Consider the following 24801-nt stretch of genomic DNA (forward strand, 5'->3'; position numbering starts at 1 on the left):
CGGAAGTGGAACGGGATGAAGACGTTGCCCAGCTGCTCGCGGTGGCTGACGCGGACCAGCAGCTCGATCGCGCCACGACGCGACCGCGCGCGCACCATCTCGCCGTGGGCCAGGCCGCGGTCGACGGCGTCCTTGGGGTGCATGTACACCTCGGCGACCGGGGAGATGGCGTCGAGCGCGAACGACCGGCGCGTCATGGAGCCGGTGTGCCAGTGCTCCAGCAGCCGGCCGGTGTTGAGCACCAGCGGGTACTCGGCGTCGGGCAGCTCCTTCGCGGGCAACCACTGCGCCGGCACCAGGTGGGCGAGGCCGTCGTCGGTGTTGAAGTGCTCGTCGAACATGACGACCGTGCCGTCGGAGTGCTCGGGGTCGTCGTTCGGGTAGAGCTTGCCGGAGAGCCCCAGGTTGTCGTAGCGCAGGTTCGTGTACGACGGCATCAGCGCCACCATCTCGTCGAAGACCTCGCTCGGCGAGCCGTAGTGCCAGTCCAGCCCGATGCGCCGGGCGATGTCCTGCACGATCTCCCAGTCGGGGCGGGCCTGCCCGGGCGCGTCCATGACCTTGCGGCCGAGCTGCACCCGGCGGTCGGTGTTGGTGTAGGTGCCGTCCTTCTCCAGGTAGGAGGTGGCGGGCAGGATCACGTCGGCGAACTCGGCGGTCTCGGTGAGGAAGATGTCCTGCACCACCAGGAAGTCCAGCGCCGAGAGCGCCTTGCGCACCTTGTTGATGTTCGGGTCGGACAGGAACGGGTTCTCGCCGAGCATGTACATCCCGCGAACGCCGCCGGGCGTCAGGACCGACTTGATGATCTCCGTGACCGTCAGGCCGCGGTTCGGGTTGAGCGCCATGCCCCAGGCCTGTTCGAAGCGCGCCTGCTTGGCCTCGAGGTCGACGCCCTGGTAGTCGGGATAGAACATCGGGACCAGCCCGGCGTCGGACGCGCCCTGCACGTTGTTCTGTCCGCGCAGCGGGTGCAGCCCGGTGCCCGGGCGCCCGACCTGGCCGGTGATCGAGCACAGCGCGATGAGGCAGCGGGCGTTGTCGGTGCCGGTGGTGTGCTGGGAGATCCCCATGCCCCAGTACACGACCGCGGCCCCGGCCTCACCCCAGGTCCTCGCGACCAGCCGGATCGTGTCGGCGTCCACGCCGGTGATCTGCGCGGCGCGCTCCGGCGGGTAGTCGCCGACGGTGCGCGCCAGCTCCTCGTAGTTGGACGTGCGCTCGGCGATGAACGCGCCGTCCGTCAGCCCGAGCCGGATGATCTCGTGCATGATCGCGTTGTAGAACGCCACGTCGGTGCCCGGCTTGAGCTGCACGAAGATGTCGGCGTGCTCGGCGACCGTGGACGCCCGCGGGTCCACGTAGATGATCTTCGTGCCGCGCCGGCGGGCCTGCTTGAAGAACGAGCTGGCCACCGGGTGGTTGGCCGTCGGGTTGGAGCCGGTGATGATCACGACGTCGGCGTTGGAGACGTCGCCGTAGGTGGTGGACACCGCGCCCGAGCCGACGCCCTCGAACAGCGCCGTGACCGACGACGCGTGGCACAGCCGCGTGCAGTGGTCGACGTTGTTGGTGCCGAAGCCGGTGCGGATGAGCTTCTGGAAGAGGTAGGCCTCCTCGTTGGAGCACTTCGCCGAGCCGAAACCCGCGATCGCGCCCGGGCCGCCCGCGGCGTGCACCTCGCGCAGCCGGCGCGCGATCAGGTCGAGGGCCTCGTCCCAGGTCGCCTCGCGGAAGTGCGGCAGCACCTCGTCGTAGTCGACGAGACCGCCGGGCTTGCGGCCCCGGTCCTTGCCGGGACGCCCGTCCTTGCGGCCGCCGCCACCGCGGTTGCCCCCGTCGCCGGCCCGGCCGCGGTCGTTGTGCGTGCCGCCCTGGCCGTCGCCGCGGACGTCGGCGGAGAGCGGGCCCTTCGGGTAGGCGGCGTCGACGCGGATGAGCGGGACGGTGAGGCGCTGGGGGGAAGCCGAGTAGTCCCAGCCGTAGCGGCCCTTCACGCACAGCCTGCTCTGCGACCCCGGCTGGTCGCGGCCCTCGGCGAAGGAGATGGCGCCGTGCTCGCGGTCGACGTAGTAGGTCAGGGCGCAGCCGACGCCGCAGTACGGGCACACCGAGTCGACGGCGTCCAGCTCCTCGCGGGGGCGGATCGGGATGCCGCGGATCGGCTTGTTGGTCAGCGCCCCGGTGGGGCAGGCCTGGACGCACTCGCCGCAGGTGACGCACGACGAGCTGCCCATCGGGTCGTTCAGGTCGAACGCGATGCGGGTGGAGTAGCCCTTGCCGGAGCGGCCGATGACGTCGTTGCCCTGGATGTCGTCGCACGCCCGCACGCAGCGGTCGCAGAGGATGCAGGCGTCGTGGTCGACGTCGATCACGGGGTTCGACGAGTCGGTGCCGCGGCCCGACCCGCACGGGAGCGCGGTGTCCTCGCGGGCGACGCCGAACCCGTCGGCCAGCGCGAGCAGCAGGTTGTCGCCGGTGGTGGTCTGCTTGGGATCCTCGGCGCGCGGCGGCTGATCCGATACCAGCAGTTCGGTCAGGGTGGCGCGGTTGCGTTCGAGCTCCGGGCTCGTGGTCGTGACCGTCATACCGTCCTCGCAGGGGCGGACGCACGCCGCGGCGAAGACCCGGCCGCCCGTGTCCACGACGCACAGCCGGCAGACCCCGACGGGGTCGTAGCGCTCGTCGTGGCACAGCACGGGGATGTCGACACCCGCCTGACGAGCGGCGTCGAAGATCGTCGTGCCCTCGGGGACGGTGACCTCACGGCCGTCGATCGTGGCGGTGACGCTGGGCGTGGTGGTGGACGCCGGCGGTTCCTGGAGCGTGGTCATGATTCCCCCGGAGCGACTGTGAGCGCGGGCACCTCGACCCTAGTCCAGCAACAGTCCGGCGAGCTCCTCGGCGGACGGGTGGCCCGCAGCGTCCCAGCCACGGGCGACGTAGTAACCGTTCACCATCGCCTGCAGGCCGGCCGCGTCGAGCGCGGCCGACCGGCCCGACGGCAGCTCCAACGGGGTGCTGAGCATCCGGGTGGGCAGGGTGTCGTCGGCCGCCGTCGCGCCCTCGCGCAGGTTGAACGCGCGCTTGGCCAGCACGATCCGGCTCGCCGTGGCCTGCAGCTCGTCGGCGGTCACGTCCCAGCCGGTGACCGGGGCCAGCAGGGCCGCCCACTCGGGGAAGGGATCGGTGAACACCCCGCGCAGGAACTTGCAGAGGATCATCGAGTCCATCACGGCGGCGCGGTCCTCCGTGGCGACCGCCGCGACCACGTGGGGATCGCCGCCGTGCAGCCGGTCGACCGAGCCGGACAGGTCGGCCTCGTAGGCCCCGGACCGGTTGTGGTCGGCCCCGCGCGAGTTGACGGCCAGCCCGAGCGCCATCGCCTGCAGCGTGCGGGGCTCGTAGCCGGGCAGCTCCAGGCCCTTGACCTGAGGCGCGAAGTCGATCGACCCACCCCCGACGACGCCGGCCGCGGCGCGGGAGCCGAGCGCCAGCAGGGCTCCGAGGCCGGGCTCCGAGGCCCCGGCGAGGTCCAGGGCCCGCAGCAGCGCGGCGCCGTCGCCGAACCGCAGCCACGGTGCATCGATCAGCCCGCGCTCGGCGCACTCCATCGCCCAGGCGATCGTGCCGCCGGCCGAGATCGTGTCGATCCCCAGCGCGTCGCAGCGGGCGCTGGCGGCGAACACGTCGTCGGGCTCGGAGACACCGCACAGCGGCCCGAGCGCGAACACGTTCTCGTACTCCATGCGCTGGCTGCCGCCTCCCTTGCGGGAGTAGATGTGTTCGCAGCCGATCGAGCACGATGCGCAGCTGTTGCGGGCCACCCCGCGCAGCTCGTGCAGCTCCTCGGCGGCGAGCCCGGGCGCGCCCTCGAACGTGGCCGCTGTGAAGTTGCGCGTGGGCAGCGTGGACACCGCGTTGAACGCGAGCAGGTTGGCGAGCGTGCCGAGCTCGCGGTACTTCGCCGTGGCCGGCCCGAAGCTGCGTTCCCGCAGGTCCCGGGCGGCGGCCAGCACCGCGGGTGCGTCGGCGACGGCGGCCTTCGTGCCGGCTTTCACCAGCACGGCCTTCAGGTTCTTGGCGCCCAGCACCGCGCCGAGCCCGCCGCGCCCGGCGTGGCGGCCGTCGTGGCTGATGGTGGCGTAGCGGACGCCGCGCTCCCCGGCGGGGCCGATCGCGGCGCTGTTCCAGCCCCGGCCGAACCGGGTCGAGAGCGCCGCCTCGGCGTCGGCGGCGCTGTGCCCCGCCAGCTCGGGACACGACTCGAGGCGCACGCCGTCGGCGTCGACGAGCACCACCGACAGCACGTCGGCCCGCCCGCGCACGACGATCGCGTCGTGTCCGGTGAGCTTGCCGGAGATGGCGAACCGGCTCGACGCCAGCGCGTCGGTGAGCAGCCCGGTCAGGGGCGACTTGGCGACCACCGCGAACTTCGCGCTCGTGGTCAGCGGTGTGCCCACGAGCGGCGAGAACACGAATGCGAGCGGCGCGGCCGGGGCGAGCGGGTCCAAGCCGGCGGGCGCGAGGCGGTGCATCAGCCAGGTGCCCAGTCCCACGCCGCCGAGGTAGGCGCGCAGCACCCGCTCGTCGAGGTCGAGTGCCGTACCGGTGGCCGCGTCGCCGTCGACGTCGACGACCATGGCCCGCCCGAAGTAGCCGCCTGCCGTCATGTTCGCGACTGTAGGCCGGTGCTCAGCCGCCCGCGTCGGCCGAGAGGAAAGCGACCGTGTCGCCGGCCACGAGCGGCAGCAGCGGGTCGCGCGTGATCTGGTCGCCGTTGAGCGCGGCGACGACGTGGCGGCCCAGCTTGATCCCGACCGCATCGGCGGCGGCGGCGAGGGTCGCTGTGTGGACCTGCCGCGGTCCGCGGCGGCCGTCGCCGGCCAGCGCGCCGAAGCACTCGACGACCACCGCGGCCGGCTCTCGGCATCGGGCGGCCTCGTAGTCGGCAGGTTCGTTGACGTTGACCACGGAGTCGAGATCGGGGTCGAACCGGGCGAGGTCGGGATCGGCGAGCAGCCGGGCGTCGTCGATCCGGTCGACCTCGCACCGCTCGAAGAGCAGCCCCGGCTTGAGCTTCCCGTCGGTGACGAGCCCGGTGGCCAGCTCGGCCAGCGAGGTCCGGTACCCGGCCGCGAGGGGCTGCCGGAATCCGCGGGCGAGCGGCAGCGCGACGTCGGTTCCGGGGACCAGTGCGCGCAGTACGTGGCGGACGAACGCCGGGTGCAGGAACGGCATGTCGGTGGAGCAGACGAACGCCAGGGGGACGCGGTTCGCGACCGCGGTCAGCCCGACGGCGATGCCCTGCAGCGGGCCGCGTCCCTCGACCGGGTCCGCCACCACCTCCACGCCGGCCGGGAGCGCCGGGAGGTCCTGGCCGGGGGCGGCGACCACGACGATCGGCCCGTCGACCGTGCGGGCCAGCAGGGCCGTGGTGCGGTGCAGCAGCGTGGAACCGTGCCACTCCAGCGCGGACTTCGGAGTGCCCATCCGCGACGAACGTCCGCCTGCGAGCACCACGCCCGCCGCCAGCTCCTCGGGAATCGGCACGTCCTCCACCGTAGTAGGCCACGGACAGTAGGCCACGGACGCCACCGGTCGTCCTGCTCAGGCCGGAGCCGAGACGGCGCGCCTCTGCAGGAGCAGCAGGGCCGTCAGCGCCGCCGCGGCCAGCACCGCCACGGCGATCGCGAACACCACGCCGGCCGCCACCAGCCCCCAGGCCTGCGACGCCGCGCCCAGCCCGACGACCGGGAGCGCGAGCGCGACGTAGACCACCGCGAAGTAGCTCGACGTGACGCCGGCGCGCGACTGCGGGTCGACACGGGCGTTCACCGCGGCCAGCCCCTTGCTGAAGCTCAGCCCCTGCCCGACGCCGGCGATCACCGCACCCGCGGCGAGCGCAGGGAACGACGACGCCGCCACCGAGTAGCCGACCAGCAGGATCCCGACGATGAGCAGGGCGCAGCCGGCGGCCAGCGCGCGGTCGGTGGGGAGGCGGCGCAGCCCGAGCTGGGCGAGCGCCGACGAGCCGAGCATGAGGAACGCGACGAGGCCCGCCACCGCGTGGTTCGGCACGCCCAGGATGTCCGAGAGGATCCGCGGGGAGATCGCGGTGAACAGCCCCAGCACGGCGAAACCGGCGAACCCTGCCGTCGCCGCGCTGACGAACACCGCCCGGACCTCTGCGGGGACGGCCAGCGTCTGCCGGCGCAACCTGGCCCCGGGCTGCACGTCGACGGTCTCCGGGGCGAGGAACACGAGGACGGCGGCCCCGATCACGGCCACCGCGTGCACGGCAAACGCGAGGTGCAAGGGAGCGGGGAGGTACTCGACGGCCAGCCCGGCCAGCAGCGGGCCCACGCCGAGGCCGCCGATGTTCGCGGCCGTCGCCACCGCGGCGGCGCGGGATCGCCAGGCCTCCGGCGCCGCCTCGATCACCGCGGCCGTCGCGGCGCCCGCGAAGGTCCCCGCCGAGATCCCGGACAGGAACCGTCCCACCAGCAGCACCCACACCGGCCCGGCCACGAGGAACACCAGGCTCGACAGCAACGCGCTAGCCAGACCGGCGAGCAGCAGCGGCCTGCGCCCGATCGTGTCGGACCAGCGCCCCGCGACGAGCAGCGCGGCCAGCACGCCGACGGGGTAGAGGGCGAAGATCACCGTCTGGACCAGCGGGGAGAAGCCCAGCTCGCGCTGGTAGAGCGCGTACATCGGGGTCGGCATGGTGGTGCCGGTCATGACGACGGTGAAGGCGAGCACCAGGCCGGCGAAGGCGGGGCCCGGGGGGAGCGGGGAACGTGCCACGGGGAAATGGTGACCCGGCCGGCTGCGGCGCGCCGAACGGGGCCCCCGGGCGATCGGTCAGGTGGCAGCGGTTCCCCTCACAGCGGGTCCTTCTTGCGGCGCAGGCCGCTCAGCAGACGGTCGGTCTCGCTGCCGAAGGGGTTGTCCGTCACCAGGTACGTCCACGTGGACGTGGGGCGGCGCAGGCCCAGGTCGTCCAGGTCCACGCCGTCGGCGGTGACCTCGGCCTCGGTGAACGTGGCGACCGCCCGCGAGTAGACGTCGGGGAAGAACGTGTCGAACGCCTGCACCGCGATCTTCTGGTACTCGTCGAGCGGGCTCTCGCGGGCCAGCGCGCGCAGGTGGATGCCCTCGCGGACGTCGGCGAGGAACGCCAGGTGGTCGGCCCAGCCACGGTCGAGGTGATAGAGCACCACCTGCCGGGCGGCGGCGGCCAGCACGTCGTCGCCGACGTCGGCCCGCACCTGTCCGACGCGCTCGGCCGCCCGCTCCTCCAGGTGCCGGACGGCGCGGTCGCGGCGCAGCACGAGGTCGCGGTGCTGCAACACGGCGGCGCGCTGGCCGTCGACGATGCGGCTGTAGCGCCACGTGGTGCGCTGGCTCTCCAGGTGGGCCCCCTCGGCCACGCGCTGGGCGTGGTCGAGGGTCATGCGCGCGCCGGGGTCGGCCACCGCGCCGTCGGACGCGACGACGGCGGGCGGCGCGGCGTCGGGGGCGTTGCGGAGCACCAGCTCGTCACCGAGGCTCGTGAAGAACACCGACGAGCCGGGGTCGCCCTGGCGTCCGGCGCGGCCGCGGAGCTGGTCGTCGAGCCGGCGGGTGTGGTACCGCCCGGACCCGACGACGCACAGCCCGCCCATGTCGGCCACGCCGTCGGCGAGCTGGATGTCGGTGCCCCGCCCGGCCATCTGCGTGGAGATCGTGACGCGGCCGCGCTCGCCCGCGCGGGCGATGATCGAGGCCTCCTCGGCGTCGTTGCGGGCGTTGAGGACGGCCGCGTCGACACCGGCCTCCTTCAGCGCCACGGCGAGCCGCTCGGACTCTGCGACGTCGAGCGTGCCCAGCAGCACCGGGCGCCCGGTGGCGTGCACCGCCGCCACGTACCCGACGACGGCGGCCTCCTTCGAGACGGCGTCGGCGTAGAGGCGGTCCGGCTCGTCGGTGCGGACGCACGCGACGTTCGTGGGGACCACGCCCACCTCGAGCCCGTAGAACTCGTGCAGCTGCTCGCCCACGGCCACGGCGGTGCCGCTCATGCCACAGACCGTGGGGTAGCGGCCGATCAGGGCCTGCACGACCATGCTGTCGAGCACCTCGCCGCTCGCGCTGGTGGCGAGCCCCTCCTTCGCCTCGACCGCGGCCTGCAGCCCGTCGGGCCAGCGCTGCAGGTGGGCGACCCGGCCCTTGGAGTCGTCGATCAGCTCGACCTTGCCGTCGCGCACGAGGTAGTCGATGTCGCGACGCAGCAGGGCATGGGCGTGCAGCGCGACGTGCACCTCGGCGAGGCGGTGGGCGTGGTCGGCGGTGTAGAGGTCGATGCCGCCCAGCCGGCGCTCCACGCGCCGCAGCCCGGCCTCGGTGAGGTGGACGTTGCGGGCGTCGTCGTCGGTCTCGAAGTGCACGCCCGGGCGCAGCCGCCGCACGGTGTCGGTGATCAGGGCGTCGTGCACGTCCGCGGCCGCGGCGCCCGCCAGAACGAGCGGCACGCGGGCCTCGTCGATGAGCACGGAGTCGGCCTCGTCGACGATCACGACGTCCGGGTCGGGCAGCAGGACCTCGTCGGCGCCGGTGCGCAGCCGGTCGCGCAGCACGTCGAACCCGGCCTCGCTCACGGACACGTACGTGACGTCGGCGGCGTAGGCCGCGCGCCGCTGCTCGGGCTCGGACCACTGGTCCACCCACCCGACGCCGACGTCCAGGGCGGCGTACAGCGGGCCCATCCACTCGGCGTCGCGGCGGGCCAGGTAGTCGTTGACCGAGACGACGTGCACGCGGCGGCCCTGCAGCGCGTAGCCCGCGGCGGCGAGCGCACCCGTGAGCGTCTTGCCCTCGCCGGTGGCCATCTCGACGACGTGCCCGGTGAGCAGGCCGACCGTGCCCTGCAGCTGGACGTCGAACGGGCGCTGGCCGAGCGTGCGGACGGCGGTCTCGCGGCCCAGCGCGCAGAACTCGGTGAGCGCGGCGTCGGTGAAACGGGGCCGCTTGCGCAGCTGCGCGACGGCGTCGGCGAGGCGGGCGTCGGACAGGGAGCCCAGCGACTCCTCGCGGGCCGCGGCGGCCGCGGCGAGCCGGTGGGCACGGCGCATGTCGGCCGTCCCGGGGCGCTGCAGGAACCGTCTCACCCGGGCCCGGAGACCGGACGACGGTCCGCGCGTCCGGGCCATGGGGGCCAGATTACCCCGCCTTGCCGGAGCGGAACGTCGCGAGCGTCGCCGTCCTGCACAGCGGCGACCGTGGCCAGGATCGGCTCGGGCAGGCGCGCCCGCGCCGCGTCCACGGCGCGGTGCCGATCGTCGGTGGTCACGGGGTGATCGTCACCGGCTGGTGAACCTCCTGCGCGTCGGACGGATCGTCCTTGATCACCCTCGCCACGGCCAGCAGCCTGGGCTCATGACGCACGAGGCACCAGCCGAACCGGTCCTGCGCGCTGCCGGGCTGAGCCTGCGGACGAAGCGCGGTCCGGTGTTCGACGACCTGACGCTCGACGTGCCGGCCGGCTCGGTCGCCGCGCTCTGCGGGCCCGCGGGCAGCGGCCGGTCGATGGCGCTGCTGGCGCTGGCCGGGCGCGCCGCGACCACGGGCGGCGAGCTGGCCGTCGCGGGGGCCACGGCGCTCGGCGTCATTCGCAGGCTGGTGTCGGTGGCGCGCATCGGCGGGGCGGTCGAGCTCGAGCCGGACCTGACCGTGGGCGACCTCGTCCGGGAGCGCCGGTTGCTCGGCGCCCGCGGGGACGCCCCGGAGTGGAAGGCGCGCTCCGGCGAGCTGGTCGGTGACCTCCCCGATCTCGACGCGCTGCTGCTCGCCGTGGCGCTGGCCGCCATGGACCGGCCCGCGGTGATCGTCGTCGACGACGTGGACCTCCGGCTCGACGACGCCGACCGCGCCGCCGCCTGGGCCGCGCTGGACGCCGTGGCCGCCGAGGGTCCGGCCGTGGTGGCCAGTGCTGTGCAGCCCCCGGCAGGCGCGGCCGTGACGATGCTGGCCCGGACGATGCCGTCCCGGACGGTGCCCGGGGGCCCGACGTGCGCGTCCTGAGGCTCGCGGCGCTGGAGTTCCGCCGCTTCCGCACGCCGCTGCAGAGGATCGCGCTGGTGTTCGCCGCGTGTGTGCCGCTGATCTACGGCGCCACCTATCTGTGGTCGAACTGGGACCCCTACGACCGGCTCGGCTCGATCCCCGTCGCCGTCGTGAACGCCGACCAGCCGGTCACGGTCGACGGCCGGCGGGTGGCCGCGGGGGAGCTGTTCTCCGACGAGCTGCGCAAGGACCCGATCTTCGACTGGCGGTTCGTCGACCAGGCCGAGGCCGACCGCGGCCTCGCCGAGGGCCACTACTACTTCCAGATCACCGTGCCCGCCGACTTCTCCGCGAAGCTCGCGAGCGGCTCGACCGGGACGCCGCAGCGGGCGTCGATGCAGATCGTGCTCGACGACGCAGGAGGCTACATCGTCGGCAAGATGGCCGAGACGGTGCAGTCCGAGCTGACCAACAAGATCGACGCCGCGGCCGTGAGCGCCTACTTCCAGTCGGTGTTCGGCAACCTCGACCGGCTGCGTGCCGGCATCACCCAGGCCTCCGACGGCGCGGAGCAGCTGCAGACCGGGGCGAACGCCGCGCGGGACGGCAGCGCCTCGCTCGCGTCCGGCCTCGGGCAGCTGAAGACCGGTGCCGACCGGCTCGCCCCCGGCGCGAAGCAGGTGGCCGACGGCGTCACGCAGATCGCCGGTGTCGTGGTGCCTGCCGCCGACCGCGTCGCCGACGCCCTGCCGTCGATCACCGGGCCGGCAGCGACCGCCGCCACGACCGCGGCGAACCTGACGAGCGCCGCCGCCACCGCGGCGTCGGCCGTCGACGGGGACGCGTCCTCCGTGTCCGGCGCGCTGACGGCGCTGGGCCAGGCCCACCCCGAGCTCGCGAACGACCCCGCCTACCTCGAGGCCACCGCCGCCGCCCAGCGCGCGACCACGGCCACGTCCGCCGTGTCGCAGCAGGCCGGCACCGTGCGCGACCGCACCGCGACGGTCGCCTCCGCCGCGACGACCCTCGCCGCGGACACCCCCGACCTGCAGGCGAAGCTGCGCGGCGCGGCGAACGACGTGCAGCGCCTCGCCGACGGCGCCACCGCCGTGTCCGACGGCGCGGCCAAGCTCGACACGGGGCTGGGCAGCGCGGTGACGGGTGCGAACCGGTTGGCCGACGGCACCGCGCAGCTCGCCACCGGCGCGGGACAGCTCGCCTCCGGCCTGTCAGGAGCGCTCGACCAGATCCCCGTGCTCTCGCCGGACGCGGAGAGGAGCAACGCCGCCACGCTCGCCTCCCCGGTGGACGTGCAGACCTCCAACCTGCACCCGGCGACCCAGTACGGCCGCGGGCTCGCGCCGCTGTTCTTCGGGGTGGCGCTGTGGGTGTTCGGCATCGTCGCGTTCCTGCTGCTGCGGCCGCTGTCGGCCCGGGCGCGGGCCGGCCGGGCGTCGAGCCTCACCGTCGCGCTCGCGGGATACCTCCCGCCGCTCGCGCTCGGCCTCGTCGCCGCCGCCCTCCTCGACGCGGTGGTGGACCTCGGCCTCGGCCTGGAACCGGTGCACCCGTGGGCGCACGTCGGCCTCGTCGCGCTCGGGGCCGCGACGTTCGTGGCGATCGCGCACCTGCTGCGCTCGTGGCTCGGCGGGCTCGCCAGCGCGCTGATCCTGGTGCTGCTGATCCTGCAGCTCACCGCGTGCGGCGGTCTCTACCCGGTGGAGACGCTGCCCGCGCCGTTCCGGGCGATCCACCCGTTCCTGCCGATGAGCTACCTCGTGGGCGGGCTGCGCGTCACCATCAGCGGCGGCGACACCGCCCACCTCGTGGTCGACGTCCTGGTGCTGGCCGGGTTCCTGGTCGGCTCGCTGACGCTGACCTGGCTGGTGGTCAGCCGCAGGCGGACCTGGTCGATCACTGCTCTGAAGCCGGACCTGGCCCTGTAGGGCCGCGATCCACGCGGTCGTCCCAGGCAGCTCAGCGGTCTCGGGACCGGGCGTCCAGCTGATCGGCACCTGGCGGTGGCCCCGGGACCGGCCGGAGTGGGTGTCGCGCAGCAGCGGCGACCGGACGACGGCGCCCGGCATGGCCGACGTGGAGACGCTGATCACCACCGGCCGCGGTGCGGGATAGCCCGGACGGCGGGGCACGAGGCAGGATCGGGGCATGGGCGACTCGAGCTTCTGGCACCCCTTCGCGGCGATGGGCGCGGTGCGCGGCGCCGAGTTCGTCCTGACCCGGGGGGAGGACGTCTGGGTCTGGGACGACGCCGGCACCCGCTACCTCGACGCCACCGCCAGCCTGTGGTGCGTCAACGTCGGGCACGGGCGCCGGGAGATCGCCGACGCCGTGCACGCCCAGATGCTGGAGCTCGCGACCTACCAGACCTTCGGCGACGTCACCAACGAGCCGGTCCGCGCGCTCACCGACCGGCTCGCGGCGCTCGCCCCGATGCCGGACACCAAGATCTTCCTGGGCAGTGGGGGCGGCGACGCGATCGACACCGCCGCCAAGATCGCCCGCGAGTACTTCGTGCGCACCGGCGAGCCGGAGCGCACCGTGCTGATCAGCCGGACGAACGCCTACCACGGCACCCACGGCTTCGGCACCTCGCTCGGCGGCATCCCACCCAACCGGCTGGCGGCGCCGTTCGTGCCCGACGTCGTACAGGTCGCACACGACGACGCCGACGCGCTCGACGCGGAGATCCGGCGGATCGGGCCGGAGAAGGTGGCGATGTTCATCGCCGAGCCCGTGATCGGTGCGGGTGGGGTGATCCCGCCGGAGCCGGGTTACCTCGAGCGCGCCGCGGCGGTGTGTGCGCAGCACGGCGTGATGTTCGTCGCCGACTCGGTGATCTGCGGGTTCGGCCGCCTCGGGTCGTGGTTCGGCGTGGAGCGGTTCGGGCTGCAGCCCGACATGATCGTCTTCGCGAAGGGCGTGACCAGCGGGTACGTGCCGCTCGGCGGGCTGGTGGTGAGCGCTCGCGTCGCTGCACCGTTCTGGGACGAGCCGGGCACCGCCGCGTTCCGCCACGGCGCCACCTACGCCGGCCACCCGACGGCATGCGCCGCCGCGCTCGCCAACCTCGACATCATCGACCGCGAGGACCTGCTCGACCGCGCCGTGAAGCTGGAGGACGAGCTGCACGCGGCGCTCGGCACGCTCACCGACCACCCGCTCGTCGCGGAGGTGCGTGGCGGCACCGGCGTGCTCGGGGCGGTGGAACTCGACCCGGAGCGCCTTGCCGCCGATCCGTCGATCGTCGCGCGCGTCGCCATGGCGGCCCGCACGCGGGGGGTGCTGGTGCGGCCGATGCTCGGCGCGCTCGCGGTGAGCCCGCCCCTGACGGTGCAGACCGAGCACCTGGACCTGCTGGTGGACGCCGTCAGGGTCGGCCTGGACGCGGCAGCCGCACGCTGACCAGCACCGCACGGTGGTCGCTGCCCTCCACGTCGAGGATCTCGAAGCGGGTGGTGGCGGCGTCGGCGGGGACGAGCACGTGGTCGATCTGGATGCCGAGCCACCGCGGCCTCGTCGACGGGAACGTGCCCACCAGTCCCTGACCGGTGCCCTCCGCCGCGCTGCGGCAGCCGCCGAGGGCGGCGCGGAAGCGGGAGTGGTCGAGGGTGGCGTTGAAGTCGCCAGCCACGATCGGAGCGACGGGGCTCCGGGTCCACCGCGCGACCTGGGCGAGGTCGCTGCGCCAGCGCTCGGTGCGCACCGGCCCGATCGGCGCCTCGGGATGGACGACGACGAAGCTGCGCTCTCCGAGGATGCCGCCCGTGGCCTCCAGGTGGCGCTCGCGCATCTCGGTGCTCGTGGTGACGGCGATGTCACCCGCCCGCTCGGACGCGAGCAGCGTGACGCCGTGGCCGTCGTTCCTGCCCGGTGGTGTCGAGACCCAGGACCGGTAGCCCAGCGAGGTGACCAGCGGCAGCAGCTTGTCGCGGTAGTCCTGGCCGGACTCCGGCAGCGCGACGAGGTCGGGCATCTCGCGTTCGAGCAGGGTGGCGAGCGCTCCGGTGTCGGCACGCCCGAGGAGGACGTTCGCCGACAGGATCGTCAGGTCGTCGGGGCCCGGGGAGGCCAGCGGACGGGTGACCGCGCGGCGGGCCACGATGGCGAGCCCGGCCACCGCTACCGCGCCGAGTGCGGCGGCCGCCGGACGGGTGCGGCGTCTGCGGGCCAGCAGCGCCGCACCGAGCCCGGTGGCCAGCGCGGAATGGGGGCGCCAGGCCACGACGTCGACGACGGGGAAGAGGTGGTCCACCCGCGCCGTGTCGGGGAGCACCACGGCGGCCGCCGCGGCACCGGCGGCCGCGGTGGCGAGGGCGCTGCGGAGGCGGGCCATCGGGGAGGTCCTCTCGTCTGACGCGTCGGGGGAGCTGTCGGGCCAACGGCCGGGGCGTCGCGCGGGTTCCGAGTGGATCGTGTCCCGGATCGGGACACGTGACGGGCCGGCGGTGGAGGAACATGGACCCACCGACCGATGGACGACGGGGTCCGACGTGGCAGAGATGGTCGAACGGCAGCTCGCCCGGGAGCGGGAGAGGTTCCTCAGCTCCGGAGGGGACCCCGGACGGGTCCGCGCGGAGATCTCGTCGTCGTGGCGGCGCTGTCGCAGCTGGTCAGTGCCCGCCGACGGCCTGACCCGGCCCTATCGGCCCGGGGTGGACCCCGGGTCGCCGCTGCTGCGCGCCGCCGCGCCGGTGCTCGACTCGCTCGTCGAACGCCTCGGCGACCTGCAGGTCAGCTTCCTGATCACCGACACCGACGCTCGCATCCTCGACCGCAGGGTGCAGCAGCGCTCCCTGATCGGCCTGCTCGACGCGCACGACATCGTGCCCGGTTTCGTGTTCGCCGAGGACGTCGCCGGCACCAACGGGCTGGGCACCGCCATCGAGCTCGGCCGCACCACCCGCATCGACGGCCACGAGCACTACGCCTCGGACCTGGTGCCCTTCACGTGCGTCGGCGTGCCGATCACCGACCCGATCCGGCAGCGCTGCGTCGGCATCCTCGACGTCACCTGCGCCGCCGACCGCGACAACCCTCTCGTCACGCTCGTGGCCGAGCAGACGGCCCGAGCGATCGAGGCACGGCTCGTCGAGCAGCACTCGCAGCGCGAGCGGACGCTGCTGTCGATGTTCCTGCGGTCGAGCAGGCCGGGACGCGGCGGGGTGGTCGTGGTGAACGAGCGCATCGTCATGACCAACCCGCACGCCGCGCGGATGCTCGAGGGCGTCGACCGGGCCGTGCTGTGGGACGGCGCAGCCAGGGCCGCCTCGGGGCCGGTGTGGGGCGAGCTGGTGCTGGCCGACGGCCGCACCGCCCGCACGTGCACTTCCCCGCTGCGGGACGGCGGGCAGCTCGTGGGCGCGATGATCGAGCTGAGGGTTCCGGACGACGCCCCGGCGCGGCCGCAGTCGCCGGCGACGATGCGTACGGTCCCCGCGAGCGGGGTGCCGGTGGGCAAGGACCCGGCGTTCACCGCGGCGCTGCGCTCCGCCTACGGTCTGCCTGCGGGCAGCGTGCTGGTGCTCCACGGCGAGCCCGGTGCCGGGAAGACCGCCCTCGCCCACGCCGCGGCCCGGGAGGCCCACGGCGAGCAGGCCCACGACGTCGACGCCGCCACGGCCGCACTCGACGGGGAACCCGCCTGGCTGGCCGCGCTCGCCGAGCTGCTCGCCGGGCCGCCCGGCGCCGTCGTCGTCCGGCACGCCGAGCTGCTCTCGCCCGACGGCCTGCGCACGCTCGCGGCGCTGCTCGCCACCGCGGCCGTGCGGGGCCGGTGGTGCGCGGTGACCTGCACGGTGGCGCCGGTGCTGCCCGGGGTCGAGCAGGAGACCGTGGGGGTGCCCCCGCTGCGCCACCGTCTCGGTGACCTGGCCGCGCTGGTCACGGCGTTCGCCGCGCCGACCGTCGTGGCGCCCGAGGTGGTGCAGCTGCTCGCCCGGCTGTTCTGGCCGGGCAACGTGCGGGAGCTGCGCGCCACCGTCCGGCGGATCGTCGCCGCGACCCCGGCGGGCACCCGGGCCGGTCTCGCCGCGGTGCCGAGCGACCTGCGCCTGGCCGCCACCCGGGCCACGCTGACGCGCTTCGAGCGCGCCGAGGTGCACGCCATCCTGGAGGCGCTGGCCGAGACGGGCGGCAACAAGAAGGAAGCCGCCGCGCTGCTCGGCATCTCCAGGTCGACGCTCTACCGCAAGCTGCAGACGGCGGGCGTCGACCTGGAGAACACCGTGTACTGAGACCGGGTCCTCCCGGAGGGGCTCAGCTCAGCACGAACCCGGCGTAGCCCTGCTCGGCGGCCTCGTTGCACTTCTGCAGGTACGTCGGCAGACCGCCGGGGTAGGCGAGCAGCTCGCGCTTCTTGCCCGGCACGTTCGCGCCCATGTACCAGGACTGCGCCCGCGGGAAGAGCGTGCCCGCGGTCAGCTCGGCCACGTGCTCACCCCAGGCCCGCTCTGCCTCGGGTGTCGCCTCGATCCGGGTCAACCCGTTGTTGCGCAGGTGCTCCAGGCACTCGACCACCCACTCGCCCTGCAGCTCCGCGCACGTCGGGCCGTTGCAGAACGCCGAGGGACTCTGCGGGCCGTAGATGTAGAGCAGGTTCGGGAAGCCTGCGGTGGCGGTGCCCAGGTGGGTGCGGGTGCCGCCCGCGAACACGTCGCCGATGGACTCACCCTTGGTGCTGCGGATGTCGATGGCGGTCAGCCCGCCGGTGACGGCGTCGAACCCGGTGGCGAGCACCAGCACGTCGAGCTCGTGCTCGCGGCCGTCCGCCGTCACCACGCCGGTGGGAGTCACCCGCTCGATCGGGTTCGCGCGCAGGTCCACGAGCTCCACGTTGTCCTGGTTGTAGATCTCGTAGTAGCGCTGCTCCAGGGACGGCCGCTTCACCCCGAACGGGTGCAGCTGCTGCATCGGAGCGAGCTTCTCCGCGACGGCCGGGTCGTCGATCCGGGCCCGGACCTTGTCGCGCCAGAACGCGTACGCGGTGGCGTTCGCGTCGGCGTCGAGCAGGACGTCGTTGAACGTGCCGAGCCAGGGGAGGAACCCGCCCTGCGCCCAGAGCTCCTCGTAGGTGGCGTGGCGTTCCTCGTCGGGCACCTCGAGGGCGCCGTGGTCGACGAAGTCGTAGTCGAACCCGGCGAACGTCTCGGCGCGCTTGCGGAACCGCTCGGCGTAGGTCTTCTTCAGCTCCCTCTTCGTGTCGTCGTCGAGCTGCTGCTGGCGCATGGGCAGCGCGGTGTTGGGGGTGCGCTGGAAGACCGTCAGGTGGGCGGCGTCCGGGGCCGACTCCTGGATCACCTGTACGCCGCTCGCGCCGGTGCCGAGCACACCCACGCGTCTGCCGGCGACGTCGAGGCCGTTCTGCGGCCAGCGGGCGGTGTGATGGGACTCGCCGGCGAACGAGTCCAGGCCCGGGATGTCCGGCACGTAGGGCTTCGACCCGAAGCCGGTGCACAGGACCAGGTACCTGGCCCGCGTCGTCGAGCCGTCGTCGGCGCGCACGGTCCACCGGTGGGTGTCCTCGTCGAACTCGGCGCCCGTGACCCGGGTGTCGAACCGGATGTCCTTGCTCAGGTCGAGCTTCTGGTCGACGTGGTGGAAGTACCGCCGCACCTCGTCCCAGCCGGGGTAGAGCTCGCTGTACTCCCAGTCGCGCCAGAGGTCCTCGCGCGAGTACTGGTAGATGGGGCCCCAGGTGTCGACGCGCGCGCCGGGGTAGCAGTTCCAGTACCAGATGCCGCCGATGTCGCTGCCGGCCTCGACGACCTGCACCGAGTAGCCGAGCGAGCGGAGCCGTTCGAGCTGGTAGAGGCCGGCGAACCCGGCCCCGACGACGAGGACGTCGAGATCCTTGCTGGTCATGATGGTCTCCCTCAGGCGTAGGTGCGGCCGGCCGAGAAGTCGCTCGCGCGCAGCTGCTCGCGACATGACACCGACGGTCGCACCGCGCCGAGGCGGTCCGCGTCCTGATTCGGGACACGGGCAATCCCCTGGCCGACAGCCGCGGGGAGGCCTAGCGTCGTGCCCCGTGACCGCTGCCGACCCTGCCGAGATCACCTCCGCCGCGGAGCTGGAGGCGCTGCTCGGGCAACCGGGTCCAGCCGCCGTGAACAAGGGACGCACCGCGCTCCACGCGATCGACGTGGAATGGATCGCGCACTCGCCCATGCTGCTCATCGCGACGAGCGCCGCCGACGGCACCTGCGACGTCTCGCCCAAGGGCGACCCCGCCGGCTTCGTCCGAGTCCTGGACGCGCACACCCTCGCCGTCCCGGAGCGGCCCGGCAACAAGCGCGCCGACGGCTTCCACAACGTGCTGTCGAACCCGCACGTCGGCCTGATCTTCCTGGTGCCCGGCCGCACCGACACCTTCCGCGTCAACGGCCGCGCGCGGCTCGTCCGCGACGCCCCCTACTTCGACGCGCTGGCCGTACAGGGCAGGCGGCCGGTGCTGGCGATGGAGGTGGCGGTGGAGGAGATCTTCTACCACTGCGCCAAGGCGTTCCTACGCTCGAAGCTCTGGGAGCACGAGACGTGGGAGCCCCGGGCGCTCCCGAGCCGCGCACAGATCGTGCACGCGCTGGAGCGCCACGACGAGCCGCTGGAGGCGATCGAGCGGTACTACGGACCGGACTACGCGAATACGCTCTACTGAACCGTCGCCACGCGAACTCGTAGGCGCGGTACACCTCGCCCATCCCGCCGCCGTTCGTGCGTTACGCCCGTGTCGCCGGACCATGAGTCGCGGTGTCGGCGAGATCGGCGTGGTGACGCGCCGCCACCTCGGGGTGCGAACGAAACCAGCCCTTGAGCGCGTTGTCGCCGAAGCGGGGGAGCAGGGCGTTGTGCTCGTGCTCGCTGAGGCCTGGCCCGTCCGCGGCCAGCGCGGGCGGCAGGGGCACCGGGTCGAGCACGGCGTCGAGGCGCGGCGACCAGAAGAAGCCGATCGACTGCCGGGTGGTGCCCGGCGCGCACGGCAGCACGCGGTGGTCGGTGGCCACGAGGTAGCCGTGGGTCGCCACCTCCAGCATCTCGCCCACGTTGATCACCAGTGCGCCGTCCAGCGGGGGCACGTCCACCCATTCGTCCGTGCGAGAGCGCCGGGCCTGCAGGCCGCCGGTGCCGTCCTGCAGCAGCAGCGTGAGGAAGCCCCAGTCGGCGTGCGGACCCACGCCCTGGGCGTCGGGGCCGTCGTCGTCGCGGCCGACGTAGCGGATGAGCTTGCCGAACCAGTGCGGCGTGCCGGCGAACACGCCGTCGAAGTGGTCCTGAGGGAGCCCGAGGCAGGCGGCCAGCGCCCGCGTCAGCTCGCCCGCGACGCGGCTGAGCAGCTCCGCCCATGCCATGACGACGGTGCGCAGCGCGGGCAGCGCCGCGTCGGGCCACTGGTTGGGGCCCTCCAGCAGCCGGAACGGCGCATCCCACCGCTCGCGCGGCACAGGCGTCTGTTCGGGGGCGAAGTCGATCTGCTCGCGGGCGTCGGGGCGGCCGGCGGTGATCTCGTGGCCGAGCCGGGTGTAGCCGCGGAAGTGCGGGGACAGCCGGTTGTCGAGCGTCATCCGCTCGTCGAGCGGGAGGTCGAAGAAGCGCGTGGTGGTGGCGGCGAGCTCCTCGATCTGGCCGGGCGCCGCCCCGAAGTCGGTGAGCTGCAGGAACCCGATCTCGTGCAATGCGGTGCGCAGCGCGTCGAGGAAGCCGGGATCGAAACCGCCGTCGGCGGTACGTGCCTCGTCGAACCGCAGGACGGGGATGGTGTCGAGGGTCCGGGTCACGGATCCATGATGCGCGCGACCTCCCGCGCGGAACAGGGGCCGGTATCACCGCCTCCGCAGCCGGCTCCTCCTGTTGAGGGCACCCGCGGGGAGGCATGCCGTGCGCCGAGTCGTTCCGATCGTCCTGCTCGTGATGCTGGCCGCGTGCGGAGCACCACCGTCCGTACCGACCGCGAAGGTCGTCGCCGGCGGTGGGCCGTCGAGCGGGATGCACGCGCCGGGCGCGGTCGACCCGTTCCGGGGCACGCCGGCGGAGAGGTTCGCGGTCGGAGAGGCGGGCATCGTCGTGCCACCGACGCCGGTGGTGGCAGGCGCGACACCTCAGCAGGTGGCCGGCGCCCTGGCGACCGTGCGGCAGGTGCTGGTGGCGTCGTACGTCGACGACCGGCTGCTCGTCCACCACGACCCCACCGCCGTCGTCGCGCTGTTCGCCCCCGACGATCGCGACGTGGTCCGCACCGACATCGCACGGGGGACGAACGGCACCGTCTTCGTGCAGTTCGGTCCGGGCGCCACGTTGGCCGCCCCGCCCCGCCTGGACGGTGACCTGTCGGTGTCGTTCGCCGAGGTGGACGGTGTCCCCGACGTCGTCGTCGTCAGCAACTACGTGGTCGCCTACGCGTTCGAGGGGGCGGGCTCGCTGGTCCTGGTCCGCTCGCAGACGCACTGGCTGTTCGCGAGACCGTCCGTCGTGACCCCCGGCTCGACGGGGATGTTCCTGGGGGACGACACCGGCTTCTGGCAGGGGATGGACTGCACGGCGTCCGGTCGTGGCCTCACCGAGCCCGCGCCGATCGTCGACCCGAACGGCAAGCCGTTCGTGGTCGACACGAGATCGCCCGACTCCTATTACGACCCGGCCGCGCCGCCGACGGCCACGGACAGCTGCATCGCAACTCCGGCCTCCCCTCCCACCACGCGGTGACGAGGTCGTCGGAGGCAGAGCCTCAGCTCGCGGCCATCTCCTCGATCGCGTCCTGCAGCCCGCCGGGGGAGAAGAACGAGTCGAGGCCCTCGGCCGCACCCGCCGCGTTGACGGCGGCACGGGGCAGCATCACCGCCTCGTAACGCGCCACCGCCGTGGCCAGGTCGGGTGCGGTCGCGATCGCCTGCGCGAGCTCGGCTCCGTCGAGCATGGCGGTGTTGGCGCCCAGCCCGGAGAACGGCGACATGAGGTGGGCGGCGTCGCCGATCAGCGTCACCGTCGGTGTCGTCTTCCAGGTGTGCGGCACCGGGAGGGCGTGGAGGGGGCGGTTGACGAACGTGTCGTCGCACTCGTCGATGAGGGCCAGCATCGCCGGACCCCAGCCCGCGAACCGGCCGAGGAGGTGACGGCGGACGGCGGCCGGATCGTCGAACGACACGCCCGCGGCCTCCGCCCAGTCCTCGGTGTCACGGAATCCCGCGTAGACCCGGACGAGTCCGCCGCCGTTGCGCTGCGCGATGAGCCCCTGACCGTCGGCCGCGGCGAACATGCTGCCGTTGCCGACGAGCGCGGCGATCCCCGGATGCGACGCGTCGACGTCGCTGATCCGCAACTCGACGAAGACGACGCCCGAGTACTGCGGCACGGCTGTCGACAGCAGCGGACGGACCCGTGACCAGGCTCCGTCGGCCCCGACGACCAGTTCGGCGGCGATCTCATCGCCGCCGCGGAAGGTCAGGACCTGTCGCCCGTCGCCGGTCGGGGTCACGGCGTCCAGCGTCCGGCCCCACTCGATCGTGCCGGGTTCCAGGGAGTCGAGGAGCATCCGACGCAGGACACCCCGGTCGATCTCCGGCTTCTCCCGCTCGTCCGGTGCGGCGACCATGTCGGCCAGGATCGTGCCGTCCCGGTCGAGCATCCGCCCGTCCTGTCCCTCGGGCCGGGAGCGGGCGAAGAACTCGTCGAGCAGGCCGGCGGCGTCGAGTGCGACCTGTCCGGTGTGGCACTGCATGTCGAGCGTGCCGCCCTGGTCGTGAGCGTCCGGCCCGGCGTCGCGCTCGTGGACGGTGACGGCGATCCCGTGCTGCTGCAACACGCGAGCGAGGGTGAGACCGCCGGGGCCTGCGCCGATGACGGCGATGCGGGGTGTGTTCATGAGGCGAGCGTATGTGTAGTGACTATGAAAGTGAAGTCACTACACATTCTGTGTCGCTCAGCTAACATGGGTGCGTGACCGCACCCGTGCTCGGACGCCGTGAGCGCAAGAAGGCCGCCACCCGCAAGGCGCTGGCCGACGCTGCGCTCGCCCTGTTCCTGGAGCGCGGATTCGACCAGGTCACGGTCGCCGAGATCGCCGAGGCCGCGGACGTCTCGGTCACCACGCTGTTCAAGCACTTCCCGAGCAAAGAGGCGCTCGTCTTCGACGAGGACTCCGCCCAGGAGGCTGAGCTGGTGGCCGCTGTGCGGGACCGCGATCCCGGCGCCCCGCTGCTGGATGCGCTGCAGGCCTTCCTCGTCGCGCGGTTCGCCGACGCCGACAGCGTCCTGCGCGACCCCGACCTCGCGCGGTTCCGCGAGCTCGCGAGCAGCACGCCGAGCGTCCGCGAGTACGGGCGACGGATGTGGGTGCGGCACGAGGACGCCCTGGCCCGTGCCATCGCGGAGGACCTCGGCCTGGACGGCCCGACCGCGGCTGTGCGCGTCCTCGCGCACGTCGTCACGGACGTCCCGGCGCTGCTGCATGACCCCGGCGTCGACGCGCGTGAGCAGATCGACGCCCTCTTCGCGCTGGTGCGTGACGGCTGGCCGCTCTAGCTCGTAGTCGTCCGATGTGAGGGCAGCGGCGGCGTCGAGGCATCCGGGCGGACCGATTTCCTCGGTGAGCCGGGCTCGGCGAAGTAGGAGTAGCCGTGGACCGCCACGGCGCTCGGGGGAGGGATCGGGAACACTTCCCGGCGTGGACGACGTGGAGGAGAAGCCCGGTCCGCCGCCTGCCGCGCAGCGCCGCTGGCGCAAGCGGCTGGCGGACGAGCGCGAGGAGGCGAAGGTCTACCGCGACCTCGCCACGCGCCGCACGGGCGAGGAACGGGCGATCCTGCTGGGGCTGGCCGATGCCGAGGAGCGCCACGCCGCGCACTGGACGCGGCTGCTGGGCGGTGAGGTCGGCGCGGTGCGCCGGGGCTCGACGCGGATGCGGGCGCTGGCCTTCCTGGCCCGGCGGTTCGGCTCGGTGTTCGTCCTGGCGCTGGCGCAGCGCGCCGAGACCCGCTCTCCCTACGCGGACGACGCCGACGCAACTCCCGCGATGGCCGCCGACGAGCGCATCCACGAGGAGGTGGTACGCGGGCTGGCCGCCCGCGGGCGTAACCGCGTGTCCGGCACGTTCCGCGCGGCCGTCTTCGGTGCCAACGACGGCCTGGTGAGCAACCTCGCGCTGGTGCTCGGCGTCATCGGCGGCGGTGCCGGAACGAAGACCGTGCTGCTGACGGGGCTGGCCGGGATCCTGGCGGGCGCGCTGTCGATGGGCGCGGGGGAGTTCGTGTCGGTGCGGTCGCAGCGCGAGCTGCTGGCCGCGTCCGCCCCCGACACCCGCGACGCCGAGACGGTGCTGCGCCGGCTCGACGTCGACGCCAACGAGCTGGCCCTGGTCTTCCGCGCGCGGGGCATGGGGGAGGAGGAGGCGCGCATCCAGGCGGGGGCGGTGCTGAGCAGCGAGGACCCGGCCGGGGCCGTGGCCCGCGGCGTCGGGGCCGCCGAGGGGCTCGACGTGGTGGGGTCGAGCATCGGCGCGGCGCTGTCGAGCTTCTGCTTCTTCGCCACCGGCGCGGCGATCCCGGTGCTGCCGTTCCTGTTCGGGCTCGGTGAGACCACCGCGCTGGTGGTGGCGGTCGTCCTCGTCGGGCTGGCGCTGATGCTCACGGGCGCCACGGTCGGAGTGCTGTCCGGTGGCCCGCCGCTGCGACGGGCGCTGCGCCAGCTCGTGATCGGACTCGGCGCGGCGGCCGTGACCTACAGCCTGGGCCTGCTGTTCGGGGCGGCGCTCGGCTGATCAGCCGGGACGATCACCGGAGCAGGAGCGCGGCGGCGAGCACGACGACCATCAGCGCGAGCACGACGGCCGCGGCGGTGGTGCGGCTGCCGCGGCGGCCGCCCGCTCGATCGGGGTCACGAACCCTCTGTCGTTCACCGGTCGCGCTCCGTCGGCCGTCGGCCGGATCGTCCACCCCGCGGGCCGGGCCTACCCTGGGCCGGTGGCCAACCCGCGGTCCTCCCAGGGACACACGATCGTCGCCGTCCTCGTGGCGTTGACCGCCGTCGCCCACGTCGCCCTCGCGGTGGCACCAGGCGCGCCCCCGTGGATCACCGCCGTCTCGGCGTTGGTGGCGCTCGCGGCCGTCGCGCTGCTCGTGGCGGGCCTGAGCGTGCAGCGCTACCGGTTCGGCGGGCCGGAGGAGGACCTCTGGCTGGTCGCCTGCGCGATCGTGGGCATGGTCGGGGTGGCTTGCGGCCTGGTGCTGGCGGTCGTCTCGGTCGCCGGCCGTGGCGGAGTGGATCCCTGGGGCATCGGCGCGCTCCTGGTCGACGCGCTGGCCGTGCGGCTCGCGGTGTTCACGCTCCGCCGGGTACCCGCGCGGCGCTGACGTCGCCTCCTGGGACGACGTCCGCCGGATCGCGCTCGCCCTGCCGGGCACCACCGAGGGCGTTGCGCGCACGTGCCCGACGATGGCGCGAAGCAGGCCTGCTCACGGCCGATCCCGGCGTCTACCTCACGACACCGCACTTCACCGGCTACCCCGCGATCCTCGTGCGGCTCGACCGGATCGCACCCGACGAGCTGCTCGTGGAGGCCTGGCCGGCCCGGGCCCCGCAGCGGCTCGCGATCTACGACGAGGTCACCGGGCGCAACCGCGACCGCATCTGACCGCGCGGCTCTAGGGTTGTCGGTGTCGCCGTCGAAGGAGAAGCCGATGGACCAGCCCGGCCAGCCCGCACGCAACCTCTCCGACGCCGAGCTGGAGCACCAGGGCACCCGCGCGC

At 73.7% G+C, this 24801-nt stretch carries 20 protein-coding genes; 11 read left to right on the plus strand and 9 right to left on the minus strand.

All coding sequences use genetic code 11. From position 1 onward, the window contains the following. From fdhF to secA2, 5 genes are all read right to left on the minus strand, one after another. Window positions 1-2834 (minus strand): formate dehydrogenase subunit alpha (gene fdhF, locus JWR81_RS32215; protein ID WP_297661454.1); only part of this gene is annotated, 2834 nt, incomplete at its 3' end. Between the two features lie 39 nt (window positions 2835-2873). Then, entirely contained in the window at window positions 2874-4673 is a 1800-nt protein-coding gene (locus JWR81_RS32220; protein WP_297661456.1) for an aldehyde ferredoxin oxidoreductase family protein, read from the minus strand. A 22-nt stretch (window positions 4674-4695) separates the two neighbouring features. Further along, window positions 4696-5553: an NTP transferase domain-containing protein gene (locus tag JWR81_RS32225; protein ID WP_297661458.1), complete on the minus strand. Its 858-nt coding sequence runs from the start codon at window positions 5551-5553 to the stop codon at window positions 4696-4698. 57 nt (window positions 5554-5610) lie between these two features. After that, window positions 5611-6810, minus strand: a complete 1200-nt coding sequence (locus JWR81_RS32230; protein WP_297661460.1) for an MFS transporter — start codon at window positions 6808-6810, stop codon at window positions 5611-5613. A gap of 77 nt (window positions 6811-6887) precedes the next feature. After that, window positions 6888-9194, minus strand: coding sequence for an accessory Sec system translocase SecA2 (secA2, locus tag JWR81_RS32235; protein WP_297661462.1), 2307 nt, complete (start codon window positions 9192-9194; stop codon window positions 6888-6890). A gap of 20 nt (window positions 9195-9214) precedes the next feature. Between secA2 and JWR81_RS32240 the strand changes: the two genes are divergently transcribed. The 4 genes from JWR81_RS32240 (at window position 9215) to JWR81_RS32255 (ending at window position 13470) form a co-directional block, all read left to right on the plus strand. After that, the gene (locus JWR81_RS32240) at window positions 9215-9358 is read left to right on the plus strand and encodes a hypothetical protein (protein WP_297661466.1); all 144 of its coding nucleotides are present in this window, start codon (window positions 9215-9217) and stop codon (window positions 9356-9358) included. 62 nt (window positions 9359-9420) lie between these two features. Further along, complete coding sequence (locus JWR81_RS32245) at window positions 9421-10065, plus strand: ATP-binding cassette domain-containing protein (protein ID WP_297661468.1); 645 nt, start codon at window positions 9421-9423, stop codon at window positions 10063-10065. Continuing rightward, window positions 10053-11993 carry a YhgE/Pip family protein gene (locus JWR81_RS32250; RefSeq protein WP_297661470.1) on the plus strand — a complete coding sequence of 647 codons (1941 nt, stop codon included), beginning with the start codon at window positions 10053-10055 and terminating at the stop codon, window positions 11991-11993. The genes JWR81_RS32245 and JWR81_RS32250 overlap by 13 nt, the downstream gene beginning before the upstream one ends. Before the next feature lie 220 nt (window positions 11994-12213). Continuing rightward, window positions 12214-13470, plus strand: a complete 1257-nt coding sequence (locus tag JWR81_RS32255; protein WP_297661472.1) for an aspartate aminotransferase family protein — start codon at window positions 12214-12216, stop codon at window positions 13468-13470. Here JWR81_RS32255 and JWR81_RS32260 read toward each other — a convergent pair. Further along, entirely contained in the window at window positions 13436-14401 is a 966-nt protein-coding gene (locus JWR81_RS32260; RefSeq protein ID WP_297661474.1) for an endonuclease/exonuclease/phosphatase family protein, read from the minus strand. The genes JWR81_RS32255 and JWR81_RS32260 overlap by 35 nt on opposite strands. 166 nt (window positions 14402-14567) lie before the next feature. On the opposite strand from JWR81_RS32260, the gene JWR81_RS32265 reads away from it, so the two are divergent. Beyond that, entirely contained in the window at window positions 14568-16301 is a 1734-nt protein-coding gene (locus JWR81_RS32265; protein ID WP_297661495.1) for a helix-turn-helix domain-containing protein, read from the plus strand. A 22-nt stretch (window positions 16302-16323) separates the two neighbouring features. Here the strand turns inward: JWR81_RS32265 and JWR81_RS32270 are convergent, their stop codons facing one another. Beyond that, window positions 16324-17928, minus strand: coding sequence for an NAD(P)/FAD-dependent oxidoreductase (locus tag JWR81_RS32270; RefSeq protein ID WP_297661476.1), 1605 nt, complete (start codon window positions 17926-17928; stop codon window positions 16324-16326). Window positions 17929-18094: 166 nt separating this feature from the next. On the opposite strand from JWR81_RS32270, the gene JWR81_RS32275 reads away from it, so the two are divergent. Further along, window positions 18095-18721 (plus strand): pyridoxamine 5'-phosphate oxidase family protein, encoded by a 627-nt coding sequence (locus JWR81_RS32275; protein WP_297661478.1) that lies wholly within the window; start codon window positions 18095-18097, stop codon window positions 18719-18721. Window positions 18722-18782: 61 nt separating this feature from the next. Here the strand turns inward: JWR81_RS32275 and JWR81_RS32280 are convergent, their stop codons facing one another. Beyond that, the gene (locus JWR81_RS32280) at window positions 18783-19838 is read right to left on the minus strand and encodes a 2-oxoglutarate and iron-dependent oxygenase domain-containing protein (RefSeq protein ID WP_297661480.1); all 1056 of its coding nucleotides are present in this window, start codon (window positions 19836-19838) and stop codon (window positions 18783-18785) included. 100 nt (window positions 19839-19938) lie between these two features. Here JWR81_RS32280 and JWR81_RS32285 point away from each other — a divergent pair, with 100 nt between their 5' ends. Beyond that, window positions 19939-20763 (plus strand): hypothetical protein, encoded by an 825-nt coding sequence (locus JWR81_RS32285; RefSeq protein ID WP_297661482.1) that lies wholly within the window; start codon window positions 19939-19941, stop codon window positions 20761-20763. 22 nt (window positions 20764-20785) lie between these two features. On the opposite strand, the gene JWR81_RS32290 is transcribed toward JWR81_RS32285, so the two are convergent. After that, the gene (locus JWR81_RS32290; RefSeq protein ID WP_297661484.1) at window positions 20786-21919 is read right to left on the minus strand and encodes an NAD(P)/FAD-dependent oxidoreductase; all 1134 of its coding nucleotides are present in this window, start codon (window positions 21917-21919) and stop codon (window positions 20786-20788) included. Between the two features lie 74 nt (window positions 21920-21993). Here JWR81_RS32290 and JWR81_RS32295 point away from each other — a divergent pair, with 74 nt between their 5' ends. From JWR81_RS32295 to JWR81_RS32310, 4 genes are all read left to right on the plus strand, one after another. Beyond that, on the plus strand, window positions 21994-22578 hold the full coding sequence (locus JWR81_RS32295) for a TetR/AcrR family transcriptional regulator (RefSeq protein WP_297661486.1): 585 nt from the start codon (window positions 21994-21996) through the stop codon (window positions 22576-22578). 142 nt (window positions 22579-22720) lie between these two features. After that, a complete protein-coding gene (locus tag JWR81_RS32300; RefSeq protein ID WP_297661488.1) occupies window positions 22721-23812 on the plus strand; it encodes a VIT1/CCC1 family protein in 1092 nt (363 codons plus the stop codon). Between the two features lie 202 nt (window positions 23813-24014). Further along, window positions 24015-24404 carry a hypothetical protein gene (locus tag JWR81_RS32305; RefSeq protein ID WP_297661490.1) on the plus strand — a complete coding sequence of 130 codons (390 nt, stop codon included), beginning with the start codon at window positions 24015-24017 and terminating at the stop codon, window positions 24402-24404. Between the two features lie 62 nt (window positions 24405-24466). Continuing rightward, entirely contained in the window at window positions 24467-24685 is a 219-nt protein-coding gene (locus tag JWR81_RS32310) for a hypothetical protein (RefSeq protein WP_297661493.1), read from the plus strand. Window positions 24686-24801: the final 116 nt, after the last annotated feature.

The sequence above is a fragment of the Pseudonocardia sp. genome (genome assembly GCF_025965585.1).
Classification (GTDB): Bacteria; Actinomycetota; Actinomycetes; order Mycobacteriales; family Pseudonocardiaceae; genus Pseudonocardia.